The following is a 24676-nucleotide window of genomic DNA, read 5'->3' on the forward strand; positions in this document are numbered from 1 at the left end:
CTATTATTCTGATAAAATAAAAAACTCTGTCTATTTTCTAGACAGAGTTTTAGTTTCAATTTTATTTAATTTTTAGAGTAAAGGACTCATTGTTTGGTCCTCCGAAGCAAAAGATTTTGGATATTTTAAATGTTAATGAGTTAGCTGCTTTATAGTTACTAAAATAGCACTTAAATTCAGCCTTTTCTCCTGAAACTATCTTATATCCATTAACACCACTTGATAGCATTGTCTGCATATCTAGTGGGAACTTTGTACCATCATCTCCCATTACATAAATGTCATATAAGGAAATATCAAAATCCTTACCATAATTATTCTGTATTGTTCCCTTTACTACAAGATTATCACCATCAACATTATATGAATTAACTGTTAGCACAGCTTTACCATCAAAAGCTGTTGTTTGTGTTCCAACTGTTGCTTCACTATTTGTGTTTGTATTAGCTGGTGTTTGAGTTTGCTTTGAAGTTGTATCCTTATTTGTATTAGAAGCTTGATTATTATCAGTGGTTGTTGTAGGTGTGTCCTGCTTAGTACTTGTGTTAGTGTTTATGCTATCATTTTTCTTCCCTAAATTATAAATTAGTGTTCCTCCTATAGCTAGTGCTATTACCACTACTACTGCTACAACTGGAATTAAAATTTTATTTTTTGATATTGGAGCTTTTTTATTAATCTTCTGATTTGTTTCTACTTTAACTGTATTATTAATTGTTTGATTCTTATTTAAGTTTCTTTGATATTCTTCTAAAACTCTTATTAATTCATCTACAGAACCATATCTGTTTTCTTTATTATATTCCATAGCCTTTTCGATAATATTTACTAAGACTTCATTAGTACTTCTTTTAAATCTTAGTTCTCCATTTGAATCTGGATTCATACCTTCAGTTAAGTAATAAAGTGTTGCACCTAATGAGTAAATATCGCTTGTCCTATCACAAGTTTCTCCTCTTAATTGCTCTGGTGAAGCATAGTAAGGAGATGCTGCATATATCTTTTTATCTTCTTTATTATTCTCAGCTCTTTCTGAAATACCAAAATCTATTAAATGAATATTTTTTTCATAATCTATCATTATGTTGCTTGGCTTTAAATCTTTATATATTATTCCACCCTTAAAGTTATGTAAGTATTTAATAATTTCACAAAGCGCTATTCCTACTTTTATAACCTGAGATTCATTCATTGGACCCATTTCTTTAATATTTTCTTCTAAGGTTTTTCCTTCAATGTAATCCATAACTAAGTAATATGTATGATTATCTTGAATGATGTCATATATTCTTGGTATACCTATATGTCTTAAGGATAGCAGCATATTCTTCTCATTTGCAACATCTAATCTATCAATAATTTCATGTTTTATTTCTTTAACTGCAACTGTTAAATCAAGACGTTGATGGTGAGCTTTAAATACCCTACAGCTTCCCCCTCCTCCAACAAATTCTTGAAGAAGACATGTTTCTCCTATTACTTCCCCTACATTTGCATGCAGTTTTTCTGGAGAAGGTTCAACATCATCTTTTTCTAACATTTCAAGTTTATTTAATAATGTACCTATTCCCCAATATACGTCTTTAGCCGCCTCATAATTTATAACTTCTTGCAGTGAAGTTTCAGTGTTATGAGCTCCTATGTTTCTATACCACTTTATTCTTTTCAATTTATAAAATTCATTATCCTCAATTTTATAACCTTTCTCACGAAGCTTTAGGACATTTGCTGGAAAATTATTTTGTTCCAATTCATCTTTTAATATATTTTCAATAACATATTCCATTATGCTGATAGCTTCAATAATTAGTCCACTATAAGCCCTATTATCTCTATTAGGATTTAACTTTTTATAAAGGGATATCCACTTTCTTGTTACTTCATGCTTATTGTTATATCTTGCTAAAGATTGTGATTTAATTTCACTGGTAGTTGGTCCCTTATTACTTTTGTTCATTTGTCATTCCCCCTGCATAATATTCAAAACTTCGTTTTGCTGACTCTATCATCTCTTCTCTAAGTTCTTTTGGTTCCAGTACTATGACTGAACTACCAAAAGATCTTAGCCAGCTTTTAAAACTATTTACCCCTATTATAATATCTTCATATATAATGTAATCATCATACTCTATAAGTTTCTTATTAAGCCTATATTCTAAGTCTCTTTCAACTCTATAGATTACATTTGCTTCTTTTAAAAATTTAATTTTAACCTTTATAGGTTCCCCTTGCTCCATACCCCATATATTGGCTAAATATTGTTGTATATCAAAACCTTCTAATGGCACAAAATTATTTTTTGTTTCTTTAATACTAAGAATTCTATCTATTCTATAATTTATAATTGTGTTATTGTACTGCCCTACTACATAAAACAGATTTTCAAATTCATAGAATACAATACCTAATGGCTCTATAATAAATTCTTCAATCTTATTATTTCTAGTTTTATATTTTGCACACAATGCTCTTTTATTTTCAGCAGCAATACTTATTTGAAACAGCTTGTATTTATAATCTTCTATATCATAGGTAGATTTGGTTATAATGCCTAAAAAATCTCCATCTCTTTTTTCACTCTTTGTTAAAATGCTTTTATATAAATATTTTTCAAAATAATTAAGATTTAGAACTTTAGTATCCTCAGAGAAGTTTTCTATAGTCCATTTTAAATCCTCATAATTATCTAAATGGGCTTCATATTCTTCCTCATTTTCTGGAGCAATGTCTATTAAATATAACTCTGCATTATACCAAAGATTTTCTAAGTTATCTTTTATAACTTCTAAAGGAATTTTAGTCTTTTCATGGAGTTCTCTTATGCTAGCACCCTCTTCACTATTAGCAATTATGGTTAGAAGTTTTAGTATATCATTCATTACGTTATTCATTCTTAATCTCCCCATAATTTAAAAGTATTTTCTCATAAGTTTTCCTCATAATATCTTTAAGCTCTACTGGCTCTAGAACTTTACAATATGAACCAAAACTTCTAAGGTATCTAGCAAAGTCATATATACCATATAATTTATCACTATATATAAGCTTGTCTCCATCTTCAATTAGCTTGCTGCTTTTTCTATGTTTATGTAGCCTTGTTACTTTTTCCTTTATGTTAAAGGTATTCACAAATTCAATCTCTACTTCATAAAACTCATCTAAGGATGCTCCAAACATCAAATCGAGTTTGTCTAAGGTTTCCTTATGATTGAAAAATTCATTTTCTAAGTCAGAAGGAATAATTGATATTATGGTTTTAACATCAATAAAATATAGCTTATCTTTTACCATTCCTATAACATAGCTCTTATCTTTTTCCCAATTATATAAAAAGGTAACAACTTGAATACTCTCAGTAAGCTCACCTATTTTTGAATTATATGTGATTATTATAGCTTTATTTCTATAATTCAAGCTTTCAAACTGTCTAATTATATCTTTTGAAATTGCTTCATCACTATACTTTCTACCAATGCAGTATATATTATAGCTTGGATCCTCATAATCTAACTGAGTCATTATTTTATTTTTTAAATTATTAACTTCCTTATAAAAAGGCATGCTTACTTTATATATTTCACATAGCTCTATAAATTTAAATATATCCTCATCATTAGTAAAATAAAAACTATCTGTCACAATAGAAGTTCTATATTTATTATTTTCATCTAGGTAAATATATCTTTTTTCCTCGCAGCTCTTTATTGCTCTTTCGATAGTTTTTCTGCTAACACTATCCTCATCAAATAAACTTTTACTTACATTATCAACTAAACTTTTTCTATCAAAACATCCACTGTTTTCTGAAACAGAAAGCATAATCTTCATCATTCTAAGTTCTTGTTTATTTATAAGATTTCCCGTTAGTTTTTCTTCTTTTATAGCCTTATACCTTTTGTTCATAGGTATAATTTCAATCCCATATTCTCTAAGAAATCCAATATAGCTTTTTACACTTCTATCATTTATTTCAAGCTCTTCTTTAATTTCTTCAACAGTAAGGACTTCTCTTTCATTAAAAAGTGCAATAAGTTTATTAATTCTTCTCTCCTTAATCCCCAATGTTAAGTATTCCCTTTCTTCCATATCATTAACTTAATTAGACCATATTTGACATATTTAATTATACTTACTGACCTAATAATTGTACATAACTTTCAAACTTTTTCTTTACTTAATATAAATAAAAAAATGCCAATCCTCACAAGAATGGCACTTATTCTTCCTATATATTATTTCTTAACCAAAACTCTAATTTGTCCAAGTATTCTTTTTCAGTAAAATAGTGTTCAGCTCCATTCAATACTGTTAGATTAACTGAATGTGTATTTTTAAACTCATCTACAATTTCCATTGGAGTTAACTTATCTTCTGATGGATATAAAATATAGGTTTGACACTTCCACTTATCTACTGGATGTTCCTTAGAGTATGTTAAATAGTCCCAACTTAAAGTTTCTCCCATAGGAGTCGCAATTTCTTTTTCAGCTTTTAACTGCTCCTCAGTTATATTAAACCACTTCATCATATCAAAAATTAATCTCTCCATATTTAGCACAGGGCATTGAAATAAAGCCTTTTTTATATCCATATCATTATAAGCTAGAAGACTAAAATATACCCCTAGACTACAAGCATATAAGTTAACATATTTCCATTTATTTAATACATACTCTCTTATGCATTTTAAATCTTTTACTGCATTCCATGCCATAATAGGATAATCTTCATTTTTTCTTTCCCCATGCTCAGGCAAATCAAAACTTATTACTTGATATCCTCTTTCTATTGCAACTTCAGCAAAGTGTTCAGCATTTTCTTTACGTCCCATTTTTCCATGAACATAAATGTATACTTTATCTGAAGCTGGTCCCCATATTAATGCTGGTATTTTATTTATTAACTCTCTCTTATTCTCCACCATAAATTCCTCTTTTATTATTCAATTACTTTAATCTTAATATCTTTTCCATTAGCATATCTCTCTAAAAGTTCTTTCCCATATTCTAAGTATTCTTCCATATTAGTTTTGCCACTAAAACAAAAAATGCACATTAATATTTCGCTTACATTATCAGTTATCATAGCTCTCTCTGAATCACTTGTAGGGCTTCCAAAACTACCTAAAGAGTCCGCTAATACAGGAAGGTTTGCAATATTTATGTTTTCTTTACCGATACCTTTATATTGTTCTCCTTCTTTACCTATCACTAAGTTAATTGGGGAATGAAGATTTTTAATATTGTATGAGCCAACTGGAAATTTTGATTTTATTGACATTAAGTTATTTATATCTACAATATTATTTACCTTATACATTCCTTTTCCCTGAAGTATCCTTCTTAACAATGCTTCAGAAGATAGCCTATATTTACTAGGAACCTTACCTAGTTTTTTATATGTTTCTCTCCCATCTTTAATTCTAGATAATGAGGCTAAGTTCTCAATATTTATTTCTTTATTCAATACTTCACAATAATAATTAATTTCCTTCCATAAACCCTCACCACTGCTTTGTACATTTACTTGTGCTTCAATACAGCCAAGTTTCATTTCAGGACAAATTTTCTTTAGTTCTTCGCTGATTTTAATCTCTATCATTATATAGTCATTCTCCTTCTTCTGGGTTTAATACTGCATATACATAGGTGTCCCAATATATAGGATTTTTGTTTTCATCTTGATGAAAAGAAACATTTTTTCTAAAATGTGCTTCACGTCTCATTCCAATCTTCTCTAATAGCTTCCATGAAGCTATATTCTGAGGTGCACATTCTGCATAAATTCTATGAACACCTTGCTTAAACATATATTCTACTGCTACACTACTAGCAACACTTCCATAGCCTTTATGATGATAATTTTCATTCAATACATATCCAAGTTCTCTAGTATTAAAATCCCTCTTTCCTAGATAAATATTCCCAATAACCTTTTGCTCTTTTTTTAACTCAATTGCATAGAATTCATCGCTTTGTGCCCTGAATTCAATTTCCTTCCTTGCTTTCAGACAGGTGAAATCTGGATATCCCTCAAATTCAGCATTAACTCGTTGCAGCATATATTCACACAAATCATTTTCGTCCCTTAGCTCAAAATTGCGGATGACCAAATCCTCAGTTTCAATTCTCATTTCTATATTCTCCCTTTTAGTTAACCTGCATTAAATACTCACTTTGTTTGGTTGCTGCCGTATTGTTTTCTAATATCAAAAAGCAGCTGTATTAAACTCTGATAATATGGTATAAATTCTCCGCTTTCTATCATTGAAAATATCTCTTCTTTTGAAGCCCACTTAACCTTCTGAACTTCTTCATACTGCAATGATAGTTCATTTAAATCAACTTCTCGTTCAATTATATAATAATCATCAAATCCATCTTCAAAGTTGATGGTAATATGAGGTCTAATATTTTTCAAATCTACTTTAAGTCCAATTTCCTCAAACAATTCTCTTTCCGCTGCTGTTTGACTAGTATCTCCTTTTATAGCACTTCCACCTACTGTTATATCCCACATATTGGGCCAACCTTCTTTGAATGGTTGTCTTTGTTGAATTAGCATTTCCCCCTTAGAATTAAAAATACATATATGAACAACTAAATGATACTCATCTTTTTTAAAAGGTTCTCCTCGAACCATAGTTTTATCGGTTTTATTTCGATTAATATCATATACATCCCAAAGTTCCATATTCACACCTCACTAAATACAAATATTTTTCATATCAACTTAATACTGTTAATGCCTAAATATTATCATCTATCTTATATTTTTAAATTTAAGAAACTCTTATTTACGCTCTTCTAATTATAACATATTTTGTAAGTACAATATTCATATAGGACTTAAAGGCAAAGAAAAAACACCCCTCCGATGAAGAAGGGTGCTTGTCTCTTAATTTAATGTCTATTTAAAAACCTTAATCTCATTCTTTATAACTACTTTTCCTTAACAGGAATCCAAATTTCACTATAGTAGTTTTCATCTTGAATACCTTGTGGATAGTCATCCGCATTGGTGTACATTTCAATATTATAACCTGCTGCAATTTCATAATCCTTGCAGTTAGGCAACCATTCAGAGAATATTCTCCTATTCACATCTTGCATAGATTTCTGAATTGGACCCTTACAAGCAAAAACAGCCCATGTGTATTTAGGTATAACCCTTGTAACAAAACCATCAGGTATTTCTACGGACGGATTATAGTTGTCTGCAATCAAATATTCGAACTCATCTGAACCCATACTTTCATCAATGTTTACTCCATACATACCGCATAGAAGATTTCCTTCTATTTTTTGATAATTCTCTGTCCAAAACTGTGGAACCTCTTTAATTGCATTATCATATTTGAAAACTTTTGACACTCCTATGATAGTAAAGGAATCTTTTTTAATAATCTTGTAATCCATAATATAACCGCCTTCCAATAAAAATTTGATTTTCAGCGGAGCAAATGATTTAATCATTGCTCCATCTTTTCGAACAGCAGTAGGTGTTACACCATGAAATCTAGTAAAAGCTTTTGTAAAACTATCTGGTGAAGAGTACCCATATTTAAGTGCAATATCAATGATTTTCTTATCAGTAGAAACAAGCTCACTGCCGGCAAGTGTAAGCCTGCGTTGTCTGATGTATTCTCCTACTGTAAAACCACAAAGCATTGCAAATCCTTTTTGGAAATAAAAAGGAGACATAAATATTTTTTCTGCAATATCTTTTATTGTGATTTCTTCAATAATATTCTCCTCAATATAGCCTATAGCTTCACCAATTCCTTCAATCCACTCCATAATCATCACCCCTGTCTGTACATTTATCTTATCTCTTTTCAAGCGGTCGTTCCCGACTTTTAGTGCTATGTTTTGTCTTGTCTTAAAGATTATTAAATAACATGTACATCAAATTACTACTTGTCTATTACTCAAGTTTGCTTCCAAATTCATTGTACCATATTTTGTAAACATGGTATTACTTATGGTTTTTATATAGAATTTAATGGCAAAGAAAAAAAAGTGCTCCATCCTTACGAGATTAGCACTTTATTTGGTGGCAGCCGTATTTTTTTCTAATATCAATAGTTAAATTATATTTATTAATCTATCATTTAGTAACTTAGTAAACTTTATAGCACCATTTTTATTCAAATGAGATATATGATAAAAATCTTCATCTAAAAAATCAGTAGAGTCGAAGTAATCAAGTATTTCCACATCAAATTCATCTTTCATTTTATTCATAATACTCTTATACTCTTCCTTAATTCTTTCTGAAAAATTTGTGTAGTAAACCTTGCTTGTTGGACAGATGACAATAATAGGTTTAATTTTTTTTGATTTCAATAATAAAATATATTCTCGAAGAATTTTAGTATTTTCCACAACAGTTTCAGGGTAATCTTTATTACAATCTCTTTCGATTACCGTTTTATCTTTCTCAATTTTCTCTTTATTCATAACGTTACTTACATTATTATTCCAAGAAGATTCATTTATCGCCTTCAAAAGATTATAAAATGTACTATTATAATCTTTCTTAAATATCTCAGATGATGCTTGTTCAAATTTAACATAGTTATCTATTATCTCTTGTGGAACTGTGTGATTTCTAGATTCTCTAAAGAAAGGATAATACTTATATACCCGGTCTTTTAAACTGCTTTTTGAAAGATCATATTCAAAGCTGTAGTAACTCATACCTATTATGGCAAATCTAACATCTGCCCCAATATCCTGATTATTTAATATCATTTTAGCCCATTGATAATCATAAAATAAATCTTGGCTAGAAACAGCTACATTTATTGCATCATAGCTTAACTGTGCTGTATCTATTCCAACTTCTGCATAAGATATACCAGTTATAAATCCATCAAGTGGCTTTGTGCAATTAAAATAGGACGAATATGCTCTAAAAACTTCATAATCATAGTGGTATTTTATATAATCATTAATATTAACAATTATCTTATTTTCTAAATTACAATTAAAATAATCTGTTATTATTAAATACTCATAATTTATTAATGGAATTTCATCTCTCTTATGTATAGGTATATCGTTTATATACTTCCCTTGAAGCTCACTATTATCACTAATAAAAGCAACTATCCTACACTTGTTACAATCTACTAATTCCTCAATATGTATTGATATATCATTTACCCCTAAAACTATAGCCTTTTTCACTCCAGTTATTTTAAAGAAATATTTATCTAGATCTTTATAAAACTTTTCAAACCTAGGAGTCAAAAATTTAATAAATATCTCTTCAATTAAAATGCTGTCATTTGATTCATAACTGTACAATATAGCTTCAATATCTTCAGCTAATTTATCTAAGCCCTCTGTTAAATTATTCTCAGGATGCTGAGATAAAATAACTTTCATACCTTCATTTAACTCAACTAAAGTACTAATTAATAAATTAATATTATCTATAACTACTGTTGAATAAACATCATATTTCAATTCTTCACTTGTTGTTTTTATAAGAATATTTATATCCTTCGCCATCATCTCTAGTTTTAAAAATGTATCCATTCTGTGTGCCCCCTACTATAAATACTATTACTATATATCGTCCATAATTGGTATTTATTAAAGCCTCCTTACATTAATAAAAAAGTGCTTCCTCCTCACGAGATTAGCACTTTTTCTAAGATTAATATTCATTTTTTCTTTTTTCTTGATACTATAATGATTTTTCAAAACATTTTAGATTTTCCCATATTATATTTTGAAAATGAAATTTTGTTGTACCTACATAAATGTATCCAATCTTAGGATATAGAGTTGCAGCTGGAATATTGCCTTCATAAGTATCAAGGCGAATAACTTTATACCCTCGCTCTTTCGCATATTTCTCACTAAATTCCATCATTACTCTTGCATTACCTTTACCATTTTCAGAAGGTCTAATACACAAAGTATGAATGACCATAATTTCGCTTGGTTTAGCTTTTGTAAGCCAGGAGATATTGTCATATTCTTTAGGTTGAATACTATTAAGCACTACACAGCCATATATTCCATTTTCATTTTCACCAACAAACATTGTATTATTATCAATAGCATTTTTAGCATAATCAACTGTTGGATAAAGCCCTTTTTGCCAGTTTGTATAAGACACGGTTTGTTCTTCATAATTCAAAATCTCATTATATATATTTTCTATTTCCAAAATATCATCTACTGTAGCAACCCTAATCATAGTTTTTCCCCTTCACAAATTATCTCTTATCTATTATTTAAATTTGTTAATCTACATATACTTACAACGTCTTCTTTATAGAGAATAGATAATGTGGCATATCAATTCCCCTGTAATGCTTGATAAACTTATCTATACAAGTCATCCCATTTCGTATTGCTACGTTTTGTGATGGTATATTTGTATCTCGAATAATAGAATATACTTCTTTAGCATTAAGTTTATCAAATGCATATTCTTTACAGCCAATTGCTGCTTCACTAGCATATCCGTGATGCCAGTATTCTTTTTGAAAAAGATATCCAATTTCCATTACCTTGTTGCTGTTGAAATCTTGCATTGTCACCCCACATTGTCCTATCATTATACCCGTTTCTTTCAAAACAACAGCCCATAGGCCAAAGCCATATTCTTTATAACGTTCAAATTGTCTATCAAGCCATCCTTGAACCTCATCACTGGTAAATGCTCCTTCATAAGCATACATTACATCATCATCCTGTAAGATTTTACAAAGAGCTGGAAAATCTGCTTGTGTCATTTCTCTTAAAGATAACCTTTGTGTTTCTAATACCATATTACCTCCTATAAACTGTATTAAAATCTATCATACAAACTCTGATTTATATATTTTACCTTTTTACTTTACATTTCTATTTGCTTTTATTCTTATTATAAAAATCTTTTAGTTCTATTTTGCATTCCTGTAGTAATTCAGTTTTTTTAACACCTTGAATCGCACCTTCTAATGCTAACAATCTATGAATACACGCAGATTCATCAATCTCTTGAATTTTAAGCCATGCCTTTTTTGTGCCAATTTCTTTTAATTCATTATAAGTAAATATTCCTACTTTATTAAGCTGTCTTTCAACTTCTTCTCCGATGTTTGGTAGCTTTGATAGTTCTCCCATAATGAACTTTCCTTTCAAATTATAATTTATTTATCTCTCATCAGTAATAATATGTTCAACATAATTCTGTATGTTATTTATTTTATCAATAAAAAAAGTGGGAAATGCTTTAAACTTCGATAATTCATTCATTGGTAACCAATGCATATATTCTTTAAATCCACCTGAAAAACTATTGCAGTTTAGTTTTTGTGTTCCTCTTGGTTTCATCAAAAAATAAAAGGCAATTTCATGGCAATCATACCCTTCGAGGCTACCATCACCAACAAAAAAATTCTCATGAATAAATGCTAGTCTATCAATTTCATAATGTATTCCTGTTTCTTCATATACTTCTCTCAAAACAGCATCTTCTGCTTTTTCACCGATGTGTACTCCACCGCCAATTGAGTAGCAATAATCATCTCTATCATTTTTAGCAAATAATACACATCCATTTTCAATTATTATTGCTGCAGCCCTATACCTGAACCATCTATTCTCTTTAGCAAATCCACAATCATACTCCATTTATATATTCACCTACATTAATTAATTTTTAGCTAACCTTAATAAACTTCTTACTTCTTCTAATTATAGCATATTTTTCAAGATACACTTTGCCCTTATAGTTATATACTTATAAAAAAATATGGAGCTGTCACACTTAATAATTAGTGTGCAGCTCCTACATTAATTAACTTCAAAAATAACACCAGTAAGATCTTCGCTAAGTTTCCATAATCGTTCCGCCAGCTTAGGATCAATAGCCCAAGGCAGCACCCCTGTCATAACTTGCATCAATTCTCCATTTACAGAACTTGCTGGAATAGCATTAGCAATATCAACATTCATACAGTAAACTCCACCCTTGCCTTCCAATTGAGGGCTGGTTGCGCACCATACACTTGTTGCTGCTCCCTGTTCAATGTTCTGCTCTCCGCTTTCTCCTCTTTGTTTTTCTACATCTTTTGAAGATAAGTTTTGAATAGCATTTTTTACTGGATCTTCCTTAGTCATATAACGTATCAAATTTGTTCCTAAAATTCTTCCGGGATGAACTGAAAATGCGCGAACACCATATTTATGACCGCGACGGTCCAACTCAACGGCAAATAGAGCATTGGCAGACTTAGATTGACCATAAGCCACCCACTCATTATACTCTCTATGCTGAAAGTTTGGGTCGTCAAAATCTACACCACCAAATCGTATTCCTGTTGATGAAAGGGAAACTACTCGTGCATTTCCTGCTTGTTTTAAGGCAGGCCAGAGACGTGCTGTCAATTGAAAATGTCCAAGATGGTTCGTAGCAAATTGTGATTCGAAACCTCGGGCATCTCGACTTAGCGGTGCTGCCATAATTCCTGCGTTATTAATTAGAATATCCAGCGCCCTTCCGGAACTTAAAAATTTTTGTGAAAATGCGTCAATTGAAGCCGGATTCATTAGATCCATCTCTTCCACCTGAACACGTGGTATATTCTCAACTGAAGCACGCGCTCTCTCAAGTGTACGTGCAGGAACTATAACTGTTGCACCTGATTCAGCTAAAGCGCGAGTTGTTTCCAGACCGATTCCTGAGTACCCTCCTGTAACAATTACAGTTTTACCTCTCAAGTCAATTCCTTTTAAAACTTCTCTTGCAGTTGTTTGAGGCCCAAAACCAGACTTTAACGGAATTTGTGGCGTTATCTCATAGGTATTCATTTTTAATAATCCTCCTTATAAATATCTTAAAATTCGTAACAATTGTGACTACATATTAGTGATAATTTTTACACACTTCTGTTTATACCAAATATACTTGCCCTAATAATTTAGATAATATAACACTTGTAGTATGCTTGAATATATTATCATTTAAACCACAAAAAATGACTAGTTCATTTCTGCATGTAATTTGCCTAATTCTGCAATCTAGAAAAATAAGTAGTATCCTAACCTATTGAATTTCATTATGATGTAAGTTAAAATTTATATACAAATGAAGAATCAATCAAATGAAAATATAAAGGAGAATCATAATATGAATATGGAAGAAACTCATACTTCACCCTCGGTAGATGCTAAAAATGATATGCTTTGTCAGAATCTTTTGAGTCAAATCATCACTATTATTGATAGAATTACCTGTGATGAAGGCAATACAAAAACAGTTATTCCATTTCTTACGATCAATCGTCATACATACTCTTCTCCATTAACACCAAGTGTCCTTACCCCTTCGTTTTGTATCATAATTCAAGGTATGAAAGAAATTCATTTGGGAAATGAAATGTTTTATTACTATGCTGGAGATTATCTAGCTTCTTTGATTGATATGCCTGCATCCGGACAAGTTGTTAATGCATCTGTAGATTCTCCATTTATAGGATTGCGTATTGATTTTACAACAAAAGAAATTGCATCCGTTGCAATGGAAATTGAAATGGACGTTAAACAAAACAGAAAAAAGTCAAGTGCTGGAGCATTCGTCGGTAAATCAGATGCTGAACTTTTAGATTTGTTTATACGTCTCCTAAAACTAATAGAGAATCCAAAAGGAATCAGTTTTCTTTCCGAAAACATAAAACGCGAATTGATTTTTCGTTTATTAACTGGTGATTATGGGCATCTTTTTTATCAACAGGCATTGTTTGAGCAGCAAACGGACGGGATAGGCAAAGCCATTACCTGGATTAGTGAGAATTATTCTAAATCTTTTAATGTCAAAGAATTAGCAAAATCCAATAACATGAGTGTTTCAGCGCTACAGCATAAATTTAAAGCTATCACCACAATGGGGCCTTTACAATACCAAAAGCAACTTCGTTTGCAGGAGGCAAGGCGCTTAATGTTCAGCGGTACTATGGATGCAACATCTGCTGCAATGGAAGTTGGTTACGGAAGTTTATCTCAGTTCAACAGGGAATACAAACGACTTTTTGGATTGCCTCCAAAAAAAGATATAAAATGGCTAATGGAAAATTATGAGTTATTCGTGGAAAATTAATAACCTGGTTTATCTAGGCTTCGCTTCCTAATAATAAATATAAAAACCTCAGCAACACATTATGTATTGCTGAGGCTTTATTATATTCTATGATATTTATGTTGTGGTCTACCCACCTTGCCGTATTCCACTAGTTTCTCTACTTTATTTTCTTTTTCCATATAATCAAGATATCTTCTTACCGTTACTCTTGCTATTCCTAATTTTTCTGCCAAACCCTCTGCTGTAAAATCCTCATAACTACTTTTCTCAATTTCTTCCCAAATACTTCTATAGGTATATTTATTGAGTCCCTTTGCATAATCATCTTCATTATGAGAAGTATTGGAACTAGCAATTAGTTTATCTAATTCTTCCTGTTCAATTTCATCATTTTTCTTAAATTCATAGTATCTTCCCTTAAATTGAGTTAGTGATTCTTTAAATCTTTCAAAGCTAAAGGGCTTTATAAGATAATCTACAACTCCATATCTAAAAGCTTCTTGTACTCTTTCAATTGATTTATCTGCAGTTATTAAGATTATATCTATCTCTAACTCCTGCGCTCTTATCCACTTCAAGAAATCTATGCCATTTTCTTTAGGAAGATATACGTCAAGTAATATTAAATCTGGTTTCTTAACAGATATAAATTTTTTAGCATCTTCAAGGTTAGAAACTGCTTTATATAAAACAAATCCCTCTACTCTTTTTAAAAACTTAGAATTTATTTCTCTAACCATAGGATTGTCTTCAACAATCATTACTTGAATCAAGCTTTCCCCTCCTTTTTCATAGGTATTGTAATATCCCAACTTACACCTTCATCCCCTTCAAAGCTTATGGTGCCGTCATACCTATCAATTATTTCCTTTACAATATACATTCCATTTCCACGCTGTCCTTCTTTTGTAGAGTACCCTTGCTCATATATTTTTTCTCTAACTTCTAATGGAATTCCACCGCCATTATCTTTTACATTTATATTTAAAAAGTGTTCATTTTCAATTATCTTGATATATATTAATCCAGTCCCATCATTTTTCACTTCATCTAAGGAATTTTCTATTAAATTTCCTAAAAGTGATACAATCTCCTCAGAAGTCATTTTCTCTGGTAACTTTGTTAGTTTTGAAATTTCATCTATCTTTAATTTAACTCTACTCTCTTCAGCTTTATTATACTTGGCTAAAAGTAAAGCTGACAATGCTGGCTCCTTTATATTTTCAGTCAAAATGTTACTTATGTTGCTTCTTACCCTTGATATATCCGATATAAACTCCAGTACTTCCTCATACTCTTCAAGCTGAATTAGTCCTGCAATTGTATGAAGCTTATTCATGAATTCATGATTTTGAGCTCTTAATGACCACGCCAATTTTTTTACACCTGTAAGTTCTTCTGCCATTCTTGTTACTTCTGTTTTATCCCTAAAACTTGCAATTGCTCCTATTACCTTCCCTTTTTTCATTATAGGAATTCTATTAGTCATTATTATTGTATTATTTATCGTCTGCTCTTTCTCAAATTCTGATTCACCTGTTTCTAATACATTAATCATACGGGTATTGGGAATTGCCTCTTCTACATTCATACCTATAATCTCATTTTTATTAATCTTACCCTCAAAGTTTAATATCTTTAGAGCTGAATCATTTATAAGGGTAATTCTGCCGATGTTATCAACAGCTATTAATCCTTCATGAATTGCATATAAAATTCCCATCTTTTCATTATAAAGCCTTGTTATTTCCTCTGGTTCAAGCCCCATTAGGATATTTTTTATATTATTTGCTAATATAAATGCACCTATTATCCCTACAGCAAGTGCACCGAAACCAATTAAAATTATATATATAATTGCTTTATGTTTCGCAGTTTCAATGCTTTGAGTAAGAGTTCCTACTGAGACAAAACCTATTTCTTTTTTACTTTCAGAATCATATATAGGAGTGAATGCTCTTAAAGCTTTTCCCAAGGTTCCAGTAGCCTCAGATATATATGTTTCTCCCTTATAAACTACTCCATATTCATCTCCTCCCACAAACTTTTTACCGATCATATCAGGGTTTGGATGAGAATATCTAATCTCATCATTATCAGCTACTATTATATACTCAATCTGATCTAAATTCTTAAGCTGATTATTTATATAAGGTCCAATCTTTCTATTTGGATCCTTAACTTTAACTTCATTTATTATTTCATTTGAATTTGCTACCATCTTAGCTACATTCATAATATTAGTTCTAGCCTTGCTTTCGATGTTTCCAGTCATCCATGAAGCCACAAAGAAAATTATTATAGCTATAGAAATGAAAACTACTGAAATAATCAGCAAGGTAAGCTTAGTTTGCAGCTTCATCGTTTTTTTCATATTCATCACCTTCCCCTTAATATTGAGACATCAAATTTACAGCCAAAATACACGGAAGTATAGAAGTTCTTAAATTCTGACAGAAGTATTGCAATGGATTTATATCTCCATCCTATTATAATGCACTTCTCTCATTATTGTCTTCCACTTTTCCGTGTATAATTAATATCTACCTATTTTACTTTAACCATTAACTTATTTATGCGACTACTTCGTTTTGTAATTTTTTTGCTTTACTATTTCTTAGACGTTTGAATACAAATGAAACAATAAACGGACAAACTATAGCAGATACTACGCAGGCTGCTGCAACTTGTGCTGTAGCTATTGTTGCTATAGCTGCTAAAGTTGGGTCTGCTGCTGCAACTGCTGCTGGTGTAGCTACTGCATTTCCAGCAGTTGATCCAGTTGCTAAACCTATTATAGGTTCTTCTTTAAATAATTTTAATAGAACATAAGCTCCTATTCCAGTAAATGCAGCTATAACTCCAAGTATTATTCCAGGACCTCCTGCTTTTACAATTGTTTCAAGATTCATTCCTGCCCCTAATGGGAATGAGAAAAATGGGATTAATAATAGCTTACTGCTTCCAAGGAAAGCTCTCATATCACCATCAATATTTCCTAAAATCATACCAATTACTATTGGAATTAATACAGCTATAAGTGCTTGGAAAGGAATTTGTGCAAGTCCTGATGCGCCTAGTGCAACTAATGTAAAGAATGGGCCATCTTTTAAGGATAATAAAGCGTAAGCTCCTACATCTGTTTCGTCACCATATTGTGAAGCTAGAGATGCATACAGTCCACCATTACAGTTTGTTAATGCTGCGAGGATTGCAAGTGGTGATAGACCTAATACTCCAGCAGGACCAAAAACTTTTCCTACAAATATACCAATACCTGCTCCTACTATAAACTTACCTGTTATTAAAAGTGCACCCTTTTTTAATGCCTTTGGCGCTAATTTAAAGTGAATTTGCGAACCGATTAAAAACATAAAGCAAGCCAATATTGGTGAAGATGCGCTTGAACTAAATAATGCAGTTGTGAAACCACCTATCTTTAAAAACTGTGGGAAAAATGTATTTACTAATACTCCTAGGAAAAGTGGAACAACCATCATACCACCTGGAATTTTATCAAGGGTTTTCTTAATTGGAATTTGCATAACATTACCTCCTAAAATTTCATCTTTTTTGAATTCACTAAATTCTTGCTACTCCACTTTCTTTTGCAGATTTCGCAATTGCTTCTGCAACTTTTATAGCTACATTTTTATCTAAAGCACTTGGAATTACGTTGTTTTCATTTAAGTCTTCATCTTTTATATAGTTAGCTATTGCATAAGCAGCAGCTATTTTCATTTCTTCGTTTATTTCTTTTGCTCTAACATCTAAAGCCCCTCTAAATATTCCAGGGAAAGCAAGCACATTATTAACTTGGTTTGGGAAGTCTGATCTTCCTGTTCCTACAACTTTTGCTCCAGCTGCCTTTGCTAAGTCAGGCATTATTTCAGGTGTTGGGTTTGCCATTGCAAATAAAATAGCGTCCTTATTCATTGTTTGTACCATTTCTTCAGTTACAATGCCTGGAGCTGAAACTCCTATAAATACATCTGCACCTACTAAAGCATCTTTTAAGCTTCCTTGAATATTATCTGGATTTGTTATCTTTGCAAGTTCCTTCTTTGCATCATCTACATTCTCTATTCCTCTGTAAAGAATACCAACCTTATCACATGCAATTAGGTTCTTTACTCCTGTAGAGAGTAATAGTTTAGCTATTGAAGTTCCTGCTGCTCCTGCACCATTTACAACTACTTTTACATCCTCTATCTTCTTGTTAACTACTTTTAAAGCATTTATTATTCCAGCTAGAACAACTATTGCAGTTCCATGTTGATCATCGTGAAATACTGGTATATCAAGTTCTTTCTTTAATCTTTCTTCAACTTCAAAGCATCTTGGAGCTCCAATATCCTCTAGATTAATTCCTCCAAAGCCAGGTGCTATTAGCTTTACTGTTTTCACTATTTCATCAACATTCTTTGTATCTAAACATATTGGGAATGCATCAACCCCTGCAAACTCTTTAAATAAAATTGCCTTTCCTTCCATAACAGGTAGTCCTGCCTTAGGACCTATATCTCCTAAACCTAATACAGCTGTTCCATCTGTTACTACTGCAACTAAATTTCCTTTTGCTGTATACTTGTAGACGTTTTCTTCATTCTCATGAATTTTTCTACAAGGTTCTGCAACACCTGGAGTATATGCTAGGCATAAATCCTCTCTTGTTTCAACTTTCATTTTTGGTACTACTTCTATTTTTCCTATATTTTCTTCATGTAATCTTAAACTTTCTTCAAAATAATTCATCTATAATACCTTCCCCTCATTCTTAATATTTTCTTTGTAACCGTTTGCTACAAGTAGATATTAACATCAAGTGATATAACTTAAAATATTTTAAACTTTTAAAACATATTATGGTCATTAAAAACACTTTGTTATGTTTTTAACATTGAATTTACTACCTTTGTATACCCTAATAACTCAACAAAAAAACTCCACAACACATTAAGTGTTGCAGAGTTTTTTTTATGGTAGAGGTGAATAAGCCTTATATTAGCAATACCCTTTATATTCTTATTTTAATTCTATTCCATTAACCATATGTTATGTAAAAAAGAAGTTTATGTTAAAAGAAAAGTGCTCCATTTAATAACGAAACACTTTTCTTATATTAAGAGGTTTTTAGTATGCTTTCTGTTATTACGCCGCTACTACTGTCCCTATTTATATCAATAAGGTACTTTTCTCCTCTTAGGATTACTTTAAATGCAAGTCTATTCCAACTCTTAGGTAGCTTAGGTTCAATAGTTATCTTACCCTCTTGAATCTTAAGTCCTCCAAAACCTAGAATTGCTGACATCCAAGCTCCTCCATTTGCTGCTGGGTGTGTACCACCAATATATATTGAACCTGCAAACTGCTTAGACTCTCCTGTTAAGTCTACATTAGAAGTTTTCACGAAAAATGGATATGCCCATTCTGCATTTCCAATATCACAAGAAAGCAGTGCATATATACAAGGACTTAAGCTTGAGCCATGTTCTGTCCTTGGCTCATAGTACTCCCAATTTGCCTTTTTAACTTCTTTAGAATATTCATTTTTGAACAGATTTAGCATAAGTACAACATCTGCTTGTTTAATAATCTTAGTAGTAGATGCTACTCCATGTCCTCCACCCCAATATTCTTTTGGATCAAGAAGTCTGCTTTTTACTTCCTCTAAAGTGCAATCCTCTAATTCATTGTATCCGCTAAACTGCTCTATAACCAAAGTTTTTTCATCTGGCTTAGGCACATAAAGCTTTTCTTTAAATTTAATAAGACTTAATATCTCTTCTTTGTCATACTCAATTTTAGATAGGAGTTTTAAACATTCCTCAGGATATTTATCCTGTAATATTTCTAAGATTTTAAATGCAATATCTAAAGTATGATAAACCATCTTACTTGTGTATGCATTATTATTTACTCTTTCATGATACTCATCTGGTCCAATAACATCCAAGATTTCATACCTGTCCTTATCTTCTTTAAAGTACGCATAGGAATAATAAAATCTTGCACATTCCAAAATTACTTCTGCTCCGCCATTTAAAAGTAAGTTGTCATCTCCAGTAAACTTATAAGTTTCCCATATTGCATGAGATACTGCAGCACTTATATGAACCTGCTTATCTTTGAAATATGTTTTAACTGGACGTCCAGTAAATACATCTGTTACATTAAAATCACTACAGGCATCTTGTCCATCTTCTTGACTTTCCCATGCATAAAAAGCTCCTTTAAAGCCGTAATAATTTGCCTTTTCTCTAGCTCCTTGCAGGGTTCTTATTCTGTAATTAACTAAATTAATGGCAACATCTGGTGAGGTATGAAGGAAGAATGGAAGCATAAACATCTCTGTATCCCAGAAGATAGCACCCTTATAGGTTTGTCCAGAAAGTCCTCGTGCTGGTATTGATAACTTATTTGAATGTACTGGTGCTATAATGTGAAGTTGATATATACTATAGCGAAGTGCCAATTGATCATCCTCATTACCTTCAATTATTACATCAGAAACTTCCCATCTATCATTCCATTTTGCTGCATGAGCATTATAGTTTTTGTCATACCCATCCTCAGCCCCCTTAACTGCTACATCTAAACATTCAGCTTCTATATTTGAGGCTTCATCATTTCCCGTATAAACAGAAACATATTTATAAATTGTATATTCTACTCCTGGCTCCCCTTTAAACTTTATATTTCTAAGAATGCTTTTTTCAGTTTTTAATATAGCTTCTTCTGCCTCAAAATCCTTTTTACAGATTTCTGCTACCACAACTGGGACTTTTAATTCTTGAGTTGGAGTTGATATTTTTATATAGTTTTTATCACTTTCTAGCATGTAATTTTCTAAATGGGGGCCATTTATATCCCATACATCCCCATCAATGCCTGTATTAATCTCTATTTCACTTGTCTCATCTACAGTCACAGTATATTTAAGACATATTAAATGAACATTAGAAAGGCTTATGAAACGTTCAGCCTTAATTGCAATTTTTCCTTTTTCACTATTCCACTCTGTGTTTCTTCTATGGACTCCTTCCTTAATATCAAGAACTTGATTATGCTCAAAAGGTTCTTCCTTAAGCACTGAATATTCTTCTCCATCTACCATTAGTGTTGTAAATGTACCATTTGGAGCATTGATAGGCTCACGCCACTTATCCCCTTGCTTATCATATAAACCTGAAATATTACAGGCAACTAGTTCATTTTTTGTATACTCCTCCAATGTTCCTCTAAAGCCCATATACCCATTTCCAGTAATAAATTTATTTCCATTGTTAACTATATTCTCTTTATTAAAACTCTCTTCTTTTACTCTCCAAGACATATTACTCCCTCCAACATTCAGGAATTCTTAGTGTAATACCTTCTGAATCAATAGAATATTTTTTATCATATACTTCTATTTCTACTGACTTATCATTTATAACCTTAATAGTTAACTCTTCCTTGCTTGCTTTAACAGACAGTACTGCTGACTTATAAACCACTCTGAAAGTATAGCTATTCCATGCCTTTGGAATGGATGGATTAAACTTAAGAACTTTTCCATCGCTTCTCATGCCACCAAAGCCATATACAATGTTAAGCCAAGCTCCAGCTAAACTAGTTGTGTGTATACCTTCCTTAGTGTTTCTATTATAGTTATCAAGATCCATTCTTGTTGCAAACCCAAAGAATTTAAATGCCTCTTCATGTTTTTGAAGTTCAGATGCTAATATCGAGTGAATGGATGGAGAAAGTGAAGACTCATGTATTGTTCTAGGTTCATAATATTCGTAATTAGCTTTTTTACTTTCTAAACTAAAATCTTGATTATATAAGAATAAGAACATTAACACATCAGCTTGCTTTATCATATCGCTGCGATATATTCTATCGTAAGACCAATTATTATAAAGTGGGAATTCCTCAACTGGTATAGAATTTACATCAATATGAGGTAATTCAAAATATCCTTCATGCTGCTCAAATATCTTAGTCTCTTCATCATAAAGTATATTCATATTATCTGAGCAGTTCTTTATATCCATAAGCTCCTCTTCAGTGAAGCCTATTTTCTTTTGAAGATTCTCATACAAATCTAAACTCTTTTCTTTCATTTCCTTTAATACATCTAAGGTATAATCAAAGGTCTTCTTAGCCATATAATTTGTATAACTATTATTATTAACCATCATATGAAACTCATCTGGCCCCATAACTGCATATATTCCAAATTTATTATTTAATCCTCCCCAGGCTCCCCTAGACTTTAAGAATCTGCTTATTTCAACTAGCATTTCTGCCCCGTGATTAAATAAAAATTCCCTATCACCACTTAAATGTACATAGTGCCAAATTGCATATGCAACTCCTGTACTAGGTTGAAACTGCAAACTTGCATGCTGCCATAAATCACAAGCTTCTTCTCCATTTAAGGTCGCTATTGGATAACACGCACCTGAGCAATCTAACATCTTTGCGCGTTTCTTTGCCTCTCCTAGTTTAGAGTATCTAAATTCTAATAAGTTTTTAGCTGCCTTTAAATTATTAAATAGATAAAAAGGAAAACAACAAGTTTCTGTATCCCAAAAAGCATGCCCATTATATGCTTCACCAGTTAGTCCTTTAGCCCCTATATTATTCGTAGGATTTTGGCCGCTATAGGTTTGAGTCATTTGGAAAATACAAAAACGTATACCTTGCTGATTCTTCTCATCCCCTTCTATTTGAATATCAAATCTATTCCATATGTTATTCCAATAAGCTTTACTTTCTTCAAGTGCATATTCTACATTTTTACTTTCTTGCTCCTTAACTGAATTAATTCCGGTATCCCAAAGCTCGTCATTATCCATTGATGAATCTTTAAGCACAATATTAGATACTAACTTATCTACCTTGCTTATTTCTCCTTGCTTTAGACTAATATTAAGCTTATATCCAATAGTCTTTTCATCCTCGTAAACACTTTTACTTACTAAATTGTCTCCCTTAAAGGTAAAACCTGAAAATACCTTTTGATTTGAAGTAAGAGTTTCCCCAATAATTGCTGCCCTTTTATCTGAAGCTTCTTTTTTAACTACATTCCAGAAACACTTACCCTTACTTTCATGGATAATGCTGAAATCTAGTGCCATTATTACTTCTATATTTCCTGAGAAATTAATTGGCTCAAAAGCAATCCTTTGAAAGCCTTCGTTTGATTTATTCATATTTAAGAATCTTAAAAACGTAACCTTAATTCTTTTACCACTTTTAGTATTCCATATAAATTCTCTGCTTAATGTACCAGCTTTAAGATCTAATGTCCTTAAGAAATTTTCATAATTTGAGGTTTTTAAGTCTAATTGTTCTCCATCTATTAATATCCTAGTATAAAGCCAATCTACTGAGTTCACCATAAAATGTGTATGATCAATAATTCCCTTATATCCTGACCTATTTACATCTGTAGAATACTCATATACTCCATTAAAATAACTGCCGAGAAGTTTTTCGCAGTTAGAGCCTTCTTCAAAATATCCTCTAACTCCCATGTATTCATTTCCTAGAGAAAATATTGATTCAGATACCATGTTTCGTTCTTCGTCAAAGCCTTCCTCAATAATCTTCCAAGGATCAATTTTATAATATATATCTGCAAATTTAGCCATAGCTACATACCCCCACTTAATTTGAAAATTTTTTATAGGTTTTCTATAAAAAACCTATATCCTACCCCTTTGTTCCAGAAAAATTGCTTGCTTCTATAATCCGTTTTTGGAAAATAGTAAACAATATAACTGGAGGAATTATTGCGAACACAATGGCTCTAAGAACATCAACTTGTGATCCTGTGGCATCTTTAAATTGGAATAACCTAACCATAACAGTTTCAAGTCCAGTATTATTTAGTAGAAGACTAGGTAATAAAAAGTCTGACCAAGCAGCATTAAGTGCATACATAGCTATTACTGTTGTAATTGGCTTACTTAATGGCATTATTATCCTAAAGAAAATACCTAAGTCACTGCAGCCATCTATCCTTGCAGCTTCAATAACCGATTTAGGAAGTGCATCAAAAAATTCCTTAAATAAAACCACATAAAAGGCACTTGCTCCAGCTGAAAGCCATAGTGGAATGAAAGATCCATTAAGATGTATTTTTGTAATATTTACAAATAGAGGAACTATACTTGTAGTAGCTGGAATCATCAAACTTGAGACTACAAGTGTATAAATGATCTTGCTTCCTTTAGGTTTAAGAATTGAAATTGCATATGCCAAAAGTCCATTGAATACTATTGCGCATATGATAGAACCTCCGATTGAAATAAAAGAATTAATATAATACTTATAAAACTTAAGCTCTTTCCACGTCTGTGTAAACTTGCTAAAATCAAAGGATTTAGGCAATACAGATGTGGTTAAGGTAAATTCCTGTATATCTTTAAAACTTTGAAGGAATAGCCAAATTGGAGGAGCTGCAGATAATATAACGATAATTAAGCAAATAATAAACATTATAAAATAAAGAACTTTTACTTTTGGCCTTTTTAAATCTGATTTAGTAATAATGCCATTTTCTTTAAGTGATATTTTAGACATAATAGCT

General features: G+C 31.5%; 22 protein-coding genes. 1 reads left to right on the plus strand and 21 read right to left on the minus strand.

The window, feature by feature from the left end; all coding sequences use genetic code 11:
- Window positions 1-61 precede the first annotated feature (61 nt).
- From PTZ02_RS08880 to PTZ02_RS08945, 14 genes are all read right to left on the minus strand, one after another.
- Window positions 62-1957 (minus strand): serine/threonine-protein kinase, encoded by a 1896-nt coding sequence (locus PTZ02_RS08880; protein WP_274227429.1) that lies wholly within the window; start codon window positions 1955-1957, stop codon window positions 62-64.
- Window positions 1944-2891 (minus strand): helix-turn-helix transcriptional regulator, encoded by a 948-nt coding sequence (locus tag PTZ02_RS08885; RefSeq protein WP_274227430.1) that lies wholly within the window; start codon window positions 2889-2891, stop codon window positions 1944-1946. Before PTZ02_RS08885 ends, PTZ02_RS08880 begins: the two co-directional genes overlap by 14 nt.
- Window positions 2884-4086 (minus strand): WYL domain-containing transcriptional regulator, encoded by a 1203-nt coding sequence (locus PTZ02_RS08890; protein ID WP_274227431.1) that lies wholly within the window; start codon window positions 4084-4086, stop codon window positions 2884-2886. The genes PTZ02_RS08885 and PTZ02_RS08890 overlap by 8 nt, the downstream gene beginning before the upstream one ends.
- A gap of 139 nt (window positions 4087-4225) precedes the next feature.
- Window positions 4226-4924: an alpha/beta hydrolase gene (locus PTZ02_RS08895; RefSeq protein WP_443112616.1), complete on the minus strand. Its 699-nt coding sequence runs from the start codon at window positions 4922-4924 to the stop codon at window positions 4226-4228.
- A 14-nt stretch (window positions 4925-4938) separates the two neighbouring features.
- A complete protein-coding gene (locus tag PTZ02_RS08900) occupies window positions 4939-5601 on the minus strand; it encodes a B3/B4 domain-containing protein (protein WP_274227433.1) in 663 nt (220 codons plus the stop codon).
- 7 nt (window positions 5602-5608) lie between these two features.
- Entirely contained in the window at window positions 5609-6133 is a 525-nt protein-coding gene (locus tag PTZ02_RS08905) for a GNAT family N-acetyltransferase (RefSeq protein WP_274227434.1), read from the minus strand.
- Window positions 6134-6171: 38 nt separating this feature from the next.
- Window positions 6172-6693, minus strand: a complete 522-nt coding sequence (locus PTZ02_RS08910; protein WP_274227435.1) for an NUDIX hydrolase — start codon at window positions 6691-6693, stop codon at window positions 6172-6174.
- Window positions 6694-6941: 248 nt separating this feature from the next.
- On the minus strand, window positions 6942-7799 hold the full coding sequence (locus PTZ02_RS08915; protein ID WP_274227436.1) for an AraC family transcriptional regulator: 858 nt from the start codon (window positions 7797-7799) through the stop codon (window positions 6942-6944).
- 288 nt (window positions 7800-8087) lie between these two features.
- Window positions 8088-9548 (minus strand): nucleoside-diphosphate sugar epimerase/dehydratase, encoded by a 1461-nt coding sequence (locus PTZ02_RS08920; RefSeq protein WP_274227437.1) that lies wholly within the window; start codon window positions 9546-9548, stop codon window positions 8088-8090.
- Between the two features lie 151 nt (window positions 9549-9699).
- Window positions 9700-10218: a GNAT family N-acetyltransferase gene (locus tag PTZ02_RS08925; protein WP_274227438.1), complete on the minus strand. Its 519-nt coding sequence runs from the start codon at window positions 10216-10218 to the stop codon at window positions 9700-9702.
- 61 nt (window positions 10219-10279) lie between these two features.
- Window positions 10280-10795, minus strand: a complete 516-nt coding sequence (locus PTZ02_RS08930; RefSeq protein ID WP_274227439.1) for a GNAT family N-acetyltransferase — start codon at window positions 10793-10795, stop codon at window positions 10280-10282.
- 76 nt (window positions 10796-10871) lie between these two features.
- Complete coding sequence (locus PTZ02_RS08935) at window positions 10872-11132, minus strand: TfoX/Sxy family protein (protein ID WP_274227440.1); 261 nt, start codon at window positions 11130-11132, stop codon at window positions 10872-10874.
- 30 nt (window positions 11133-11162) lie between these two features.
- A complete protein-coding gene (locus PTZ02_RS08940; protein ID WP_274227441.1) occupies window positions 11163-11642 on the minus strand; it encodes an NUDIX hydrolase in 480 nt (159 codons plus the stop codon).
- Window positions 11643-11804: 162 nt separating this feature from the next.
- Complete coding sequence (locus tag PTZ02_RS08945) at window positions 11805-12821, minus strand: SDR family NAD(P)-dependent oxidoreductase (protein WP_274227442.1); 1017 nt, start codon at window positions 12819-12821, stop codon at window positions 11805-11807.
- A 319-nt stretch (window positions 12822-13140) separates the two neighbouring features.
- Here PTZ02_RS08945 and PTZ02_RS08950 point away from each other — a divergent pair, with 319 nt between their 5' ends.
- Window positions 13141-14106 carry an AraC family transcriptional regulator gene (locus tag PTZ02_RS08950; protein WP_274227443.1) on the plus strand — a complete coding sequence of 322 codons (966 nt, stop codon included), beginning with the start codon at window positions 13141-13143 and terminating at the stop codon, window positions 14104-14106.
- An 80-nt stretch (window positions 14107-14186) separates the two neighbouring features.
- On the opposite strand, the gene PTZ02_RS08955 is transcribed toward PTZ02_RS08950, so the two are convergent.
- From PTZ02_RS08955 to PTZ02_RS08985, 7 genes are all read right to left on the minus strand, one after another.
- Window positions 14187-14861 (minus strand): response regulator, encoded by a 675-nt coding sequence (locus PTZ02_RS08955; protein ID WP_274227444.1) that lies wholly within the window; start codon window positions 14859-14861, stop codon window positions 14187-14189.
- Window positions 14858-16462 carry an ATP-binding protein gene (locus PTZ02_RS08960; protein ID WP_274227445.1) on the minus strand — a complete coding sequence of 535 codons (1605 nt, stop codon included), beginning with the start codon at window positions 16460-16462 and terminating at the stop codon, window positions 14858-14860. Before PTZ02_RS08960 ends, PTZ02_RS08955 begins: the two co-directional genes overlap by 4 nt.
- Before the next feature lie 199 nt (window positions 16463-16661).
- Entirely contained in the window at window positions 16662-17633 is a 972-nt protein-coding gene (locus tag PTZ02_RS08965) for a 2-keto-3-deoxygluconate permease (RefSeq protein ID WP_274227446.1), read from the minus strand.
- Between the two features lie 37 nt (window positions 17634-17670).
- A complete protein-coding gene (locus PTZ02_RS08970; protein WP_274227447.1) occupies window positions 17671-18843 on the minus strand; it encodes an NAD(P)-dependent malic enzyme in 1173 nt (390 codons plus the stop codon).
- Between the two features lie 367 nt (window positions 18844-19210).
- The gene (locus tag PTZ02_RS08975; protein ID WP_274227448.1) at window positions 19211-21424 is read right to left on the minus strand and encodes a glycosyl hydrolase family 65 protein; all 2214 of its coding nucleotides are present in this window, start codon (window positions 21422-21424) and stop codon (window positions 19211-19213) included.
- Window position 21425: 1 nt separating this feature from the next.
- Complete coding sequence (locus tag PTZ02_RS08980) at window positions 21426-23735, minus strand: glycoside hydrolase family 65 protein (RefSeq protein WP_274227449.1); 2310 nt, start codon at window positions 23733-23735, stop codon at window positions 21426-21428.
- A 61-nt stretch (window positions 23736-23796) separates the two neighbouring features.
- A complete protein-coding gene (locus PTZ02_RS08985; protein WP_274227450.1) occupies window positions 23797-24669 on the minus strand; it encodes a carbohydrate ABC transporter permease in 873 nt (290 codons plus the stop codon).
- Window positions 24670-24676: the final 7 nt, after the last annotated feature.

The sequence above is a fragment of the Clostridium sp. 'White wine YQ' genome (genome assembly GCF_028728205.1).
GTDB lineage: Bacteria > Bacillota > Clostridia > Clostridiales > Clostridiaceae > Clostridium_T.

Coding starts and splice junctions, on each gene's coding strand:
- PTZ02_RS08940 (WP_274227441.1), bottom strand. CDS start 11,642: ATGGAGTATGATTGTGGATTTGCTAAAGAGAATAGATGGTTCAGGTAT.
- PTZ02_RS08895 (WP_443112616.1), bottom strand. CDS start 4,924: ATGGTGGAGAATAAGAGAGAGTTAATAAATAAAATACCAGCATTAATA.
- PTZ02_RS08980 (WP_274227449.1), bottom strand. CDS start 23,735: ATGGCTAAATTTGCAGATATATATTATAAAATTGATCCTTGGAAGATT.
- PTZ02_RS08935 (WP_274227440.1), bottom strand. CDS start 11,132: ATGGGAGAACTATCAAAGCTACCAAACATCGGAGAAGAAGTTGAAAGA.
- PTZ02_RS08945 (WP_274227442.1), bottom strand. CDS start 12,821: ATGAATACCTATGAGATAACGCCACAAATTCCGTTAAAGTCTGGTTTT.
- PTZ02_RS08915 (WP_274227436.1), bottom strand. CDS start 7,799: ATGGAGTGGATTGAAGGAATTGGTGAAGCTATAGGCTATATTGAGGAG.
- PTZ02_RS08910 (WP_274227435.1), bottom strand. CDS start 6,693: ATGGAACTTTGGGATGTATATGATATTAATCGAAATAAAACCGATAAA.
- PTZ02_RS08960 (WP_274227445.1), bottom strand. CDS start 16,462: ATGAAAAAAACGATGAAGCTGCAAACTAAGCTTACCTTGCTGATTATT.
- PTZ02_RS08965 (WP_274227446.1), bottom strand. CDS start 17,633: ATGCAAATTCCAATTAAGAAAACCCTTGATAAAATTCCAGGTGGTATG.
- PTZ02_RS08890 (WP_274227431.1), bottom strand. CDS start 4,086: ATGGAAGAAAGGGAATACTTAACATTGGGGATTAAGGAGAGAAGAATT.
- PTZ02_RS08985 (WP_274227450.1), bottom strand. CDS start 24,669: ATGTCTAAAATATCACTTAAAGAAAATGGCATTATTACTAAATCAGAT.
- PTZ02_RS08905 (WP_274227434.1), bottom strand. CDS start 6,133: ATGAGAATTGAAACTGAGGATTTGGTCATCCGCAATTTTGAGCTAAGG.
- PTZ02_RS08880 (WP_274227429.1), bottom strand. CDS start 1,957: ATGAACAAAAGTAATAAGGGACCAACTACCAGTGAAATTAAATCACAA.
- PTZ02_RS08950 (WP_274227443.1), top strand. CDS start 13,141: ATGAATATGGAAGAAACTCATACTTCACCCTCGGTAGATGCTAAAAAT.
- PTZ02_RS08925 (WP_274227438.1), bottom strand. CDS start 10,218: ATGATTAGGGTTGCTACAGTAGATGATATTTTGGAAATAGAAAATATA.
- PTZ02_RS08930 (WP_274227439.1), bottom strand. CDS start 10,795: ATGGTATTAGAAACACAAAGGTTATCTTTAAGAGAAATGACACAAGCA.
- PTZ02_RS08900 (WP_274227433.1), bottom strand. CDS start 5,601: ATGATAGAGATTAAAATCAGCGAAGAACTAAAGAAAATTTGTCCTGAA.
- PTZ02_RS08970 (WP_274227447.1), bottom strand. CDS start 18,843: ATGAATTATTTTGAAGAAAGTTTAAGATTACATGAAGAAAATATAGGA.
- PTZ02_RS08975 (WP_274227448.1), bottom strand. CDS start 21,424: ATGTCTTGGAGAGTAAAAGAAGAGAGTTTTAATAAAGAGAATATAGTT.
- PTZ02_RS08920 (WP_274227437.1), bottom strand. CDS start 9,548: ATGGATACATTTTTAAAACTAGAGATGATGGCGAAGGATATAAATATT.
- PTZ02_RS08885 (WP_274227430.1), bottom strand. CDS start 2,891: ATGAATAACGTAATGAATGATATACTAAAACTTCTAACCATAATTGCT.